Source organism: Salinivibrio sp. MA427, assembly GCF_001996115.1.
Classification (GTDB): Bacteria; Pseudomonadota; Gammaproteobacteria; order Enterobacterales; family Vibrionaceae; genus Salinivibrio; species Salinivibrio costicola.
This window is the reverse complement of record NZ_MUFH01000246.1, coordinates 1-3,935: the sequence shown is the minus strand read 5'-3', so window position 1 is coordinate 3,935 and position 3,935 is coordinate 1. Positions and strand designations below refer to the sequence as shown.

The following is a 3,935-nucleotide window of genomic DNA, read 5'->3' as shown; positions in this document are numbered from 1 at the left end:
GTTATGTTGGCAGTGGGCCAATATCAGTCTGATCCCGGTGATGGCACTGGCTGAAAATGCCTCAGCGAGTTGGTTGACTGTACCGGTGGCATCAATCGGATGGGCGTTTACTGTGATAGCGTTAGCGATAGGATTGTATGGTTGGCGGTGCCATCGATGCAGCGGCTTGGTCATTGTGTTTATCGTCGCGTTAATCACCTGGCGCGCGCCGAAAGCGCTGAACTGGCAAGTGGATGTGTTGGATGTTGGCCATGGTCTTGCGGTGTTGGTGAGTAAAAATGGAAAGGCCATCCTTTATGATACTGGCAATCGTTGGCAAGTGGGCGGCATTGCACAGGCGGTCATCGCGCCTATTTTAGAAAGTCGACACATTGCGCGCCTGGACGGTCTTATTCTCAGCCATGGCGACAGTGATCACGATGGCGGTGCCGATTTTATCGTCGCTCAATATTCACCGCGTTGGCGCCGTGCCAGTGAGGTACGCTCTGGCTATCAAACGTGTGTGGCAGGGCAGCGCTGGCAGTGGCAAGGATTAGACTTCGCCGCCTTATGGCCGCCAGAAGCAACGGCACCTGCAGACAATAATGACTCTTGCGTCATACGCATCTCTGACGGGGAATACAGCGTGTTACTGACCGGAGACATTGAGAGAAAGGGAGAAGCAAATTTGCTTGCATCCTTGGGCGATCAAACGCAGCTGGACAGCGATATTATGCTGGTGCCGCACCATGGCAGTCGTTCTTCTTCTTCGCCTTCTTTTATTGGTGCGGTGAATCCTTCTTGGGCGGTGGCATCGACGGGGTTACTCAATCCTTGGCGGTTGCCCGCGCAACAGGTACGGGCCGCCTATGAGCACGCCGATGTGATGTGGTTAGATACCGCAGCCAATGGTCAGGTTCGTTGGCAGCGTGTCGACACGGGTTGGCAGTTAACGCGTTGGCGCCAAGATCGTCGTGCGGCTTGGTATCGTCAGATGTTTAAACGTCGGCCAGTAAATTTGGACGCAGACCGGTAAAAGAGTAGAATGCCGGTCTGTTTTACCCATCAAAACGATTTTAATGAGCGAATATCAAGATAAAACGACCTGGCAGACGTTTAAGCAACTCTGGCCCTATATTGCTAATTACAAACTAGGGTTAATCGTTGCCATTGTCGCCTTGGTAATGAACGCCGCCAGTGACACCCTGATGCTTTCCATGCTCGGCCCACTGCTTGATCAAGGCTTTTCTTACGATGACGTTGAGGGCGATTTCCTTAAATGGATGCCACTTTACCTCGTGATATTAATGTTGGTACGTGGCTTATCAAGCTTTGTCTCTGCTTATTGCTTATCTTGGGTGTCGGGTAATGTGGTAATGACCATGCGCCGTCGCATGTTTAATCATTTTATGAAAATGCCCGTGAGCTTTTTTGACCAAGAGTCGTCAGGGGCGCTGTTGTCGCGTATTACCTATGACTCCGAACAAGTGGCGTCCGCAACCAGTAGCGCATTAGTGAGCTTGGTGAGAGAGGGTGCATCGATTCTCGGCTTGATGATCTTAATGTTTTGGTCAAGCTGGCAATTATCCGCCATTCTCTTGGTTATTGCGCCGGTTGTCGCGATTTCCATTCAAGTGGTCTCTAAGCGCTTCCGCCGTATTTCGTCGAATATGCAAGATGCAATGGGCTCGGTCACCAGCTCCGCGGAGCAAATGCTCAAAGGCCATAAAGTGGTCTTAAGCTATGGTGGCCAAGACGTCGAGAAAAAACGGTTTGAAAAAGTCAGTAACCGTATGCGTCAGCAAACCATGAAGCTGGTTTCGGCCCAGGCGATTGCCAACCCGGTGATCCAGTTGATCGCGTCAATGGCGCTGGTGGTGGTGTTGATTTTGGCCAACACCGAGGCGATTCGCTCTGAGCTGACCGCAGGGACCTTTGCGGTAGTGTTTGGTGCCATGTTTGGTCTGATGCGGCCACTGAAGTCGTTAACCAATGTGACGTCGCAATTTCAGCGCGGGATGGCAGCGTGTCATAGCTTGTTTAAATTAATGGAGCTTGAGACCGAGAAAGATACTGGCACCCATAAGGCCGAGCAGATTAACGGCGACATTAAAGTTGAAGACGTGGTCTTTACCTATCCATCACGAGAAGCGCCGGCACTGAATCATGTGAGTTTTGAGGTGCCCGCGGGGAAAACGCTGGCACTGGTGGGGCGGTCAGGCTCAGGAAAAAGTACCATTGCCAACCTTTTGACTCGTTTTTACGAGATAGACAGTGGCTCAATTACCTTAGATGGGATGCCGATTGAGCAATATACGTTGAGTAATCTGCGTCAACAGGTTGCGGTGGTGTCGCAGAATGTCCACCTGTTCAACGATACGGTGGCTAACAATATAGCCTATGCTGCGGCCGATCAATATAGCCGTGAGCAAATTGAGCATGCCGCTAAGTTGGCCTACGCAGACGACTTTATTCGCGGTATGGATGAGGGCTACGACACCATGATTGGTGAAAATGGCGTGAGCTTGTCGGGTGGGCAGCGTCAGCGTATCGCCATTGCCCGCGCGCTGTTACGTAATGCGCCTGTTTTAATCCTGGATGAAGCAACCTCGGCCCTGGATACAGAGTCAGAGCGCGCGATTCAAGCTGCTTTGGATGAGCTGCAAAAAGATCGCACTGTACTGGTGATTGCTCACCGTCTATCTACCATTGAAGATGCCGATCAAATTTTGGTGGTGGATGAAGGTGAGATTGTTGAGCGAGGTAGCCATCAAGCATTGCTCGCACACAACGGTGCCTACGCCCAACTCCATCGTATTCAGTTTGGTGACTAGGTATGTTGGATCAACTTTGGTTTGGCCATCAAGGATCCCTTTGGACGGCGCTATTACGGCCGTTTAGTGCTTTATTTGGTTTGATTGCTCGTCATCGGCGCCGCCGATATTTGCGCGGAAAATCACCTTGTTATCGTGCGCCCGTTCCTGTGGTGGTTGTCGGTAATATCATGGTGGGGGGGAACGGTAAAACGCCCTTCGTGATCTGGCTAGTGGAGCAACTGAAAGCGCAAGGCTATCGTCCAGGTGTGGTCTCCCGTGGATATGGCGGAAAATCAGACCAATACCCGTTACTGTTGACGCAAACGACATCGCCGAGAGCCGCCGGTGATGAGCCGGTGTTAATCGCTCGCCGCACCCAAGTGCCAGTGTGCGTTGACCCTGACCGCAGTGAAGCAGTGAAGCGCTTATTGCAAGAGGGCGTCGATATCGTGGTGACGGACGATGGCATGCAGCATTACCGTTTAGACCGTGATCTTGAAATCGTGATCATTGATGGTCAGCGCCGCTTTGGTAATGGTCACTACTTACCCCTTGGGCCCTTGCGTGAATCGGTCGATCGCCTCGACAGTGTCGACATGCTGATTAATAACGGCGGCACCACCCAGGGGCAAGAGTGGCCTATGCATTTGGTGGCCGGGCAAGCCACGAACCTTCGAACCGGTCAGGCTTGCCCTGCATCTATGTTACCGGGTGTGGTTGCCGTGGCAGGGATTGGTCATCCGCCGCGCTTTTTTGCTACGTTGCAACAAATGGGCGTGACGCCACTGTACAGCCAAGGGATCAATGATCACCAAACCCTCAGCGCCGAGGAACTGGACAGGTTGGCAAAGAAGGGGCAACATTTACTCATGACCGAAAAAGACGCGGTAAAATACCAAGGCATCGCACAAGATAACTGGTGGTATTTGCCGGTAGAAGCGAGTTTGCCGGAGGCTGCCGCCCAGGCTTTACTCGCCAAGATCGAACGTTTGACCAAAAACGCGAACAAATAAAAAGGAACGCTATGGATCACCGCCTGCTTGAAATCGTGGCCTGCCCATCATGCCAGGGCAAATTGTTTTATAACCGAGATAATAACGAGCTGATTTGTAAATTCGATCGGGTTGCTTATCCTATTGT

4 protein-coding genes are annotated in these 3,935 nt (G+C 51.8%); all 4 read left to right on the top strand.

Annotated features, from left to right (window positions below):
- Positions 1 to 1,015 (top strand): DNA internalization-related competence protein ComEC/Rec2 (locus tag BZG79_RS12685; protein ID WP_199877815.1); only part of this gene is annotated, 1,015 nt, incomplete at its 5' end.
- A 43-nt stretch (positions 1,016 to 1,058) separates the two neighbouring features.
- Positions 1,059 to 2,813 carry a lipid A ABC transporter ATP-binding protein/permease MsbA gene (gene msbA / locus BZG79_RS12680; protein WP_077679151.1) on the top strand — a complete coding sequence of 585 codons (1,755 nt, stop codon included), beginning with the start codon at positions 1,059 to 1,061 and terminating at the stop codon, positions 2,811 to 2,813.
- A 2-nt stretch (positions 2,814 to 2,815) separates the two neighbouring features.
- Entirely contained in the window at positions 2,816 to 3,808 is a 993-nt protein-coding gene (lpxK, locus tag BZG79_RS12675) for a tetraacyldisaccharide 4'-kinase (protein ID WP_077774571.1), read from the top strand.
- An 11-nt stretch (positions 3,809 to 3,819) separates the two neighbouring features.
- The coding region (locus BZG79_RS12670) for a Trm112 family protein (RefSeq protein ID WP_277919616.1) at positions 3,820 to 3,935 on the top strand (116 nt) is incomplete at its 3' end.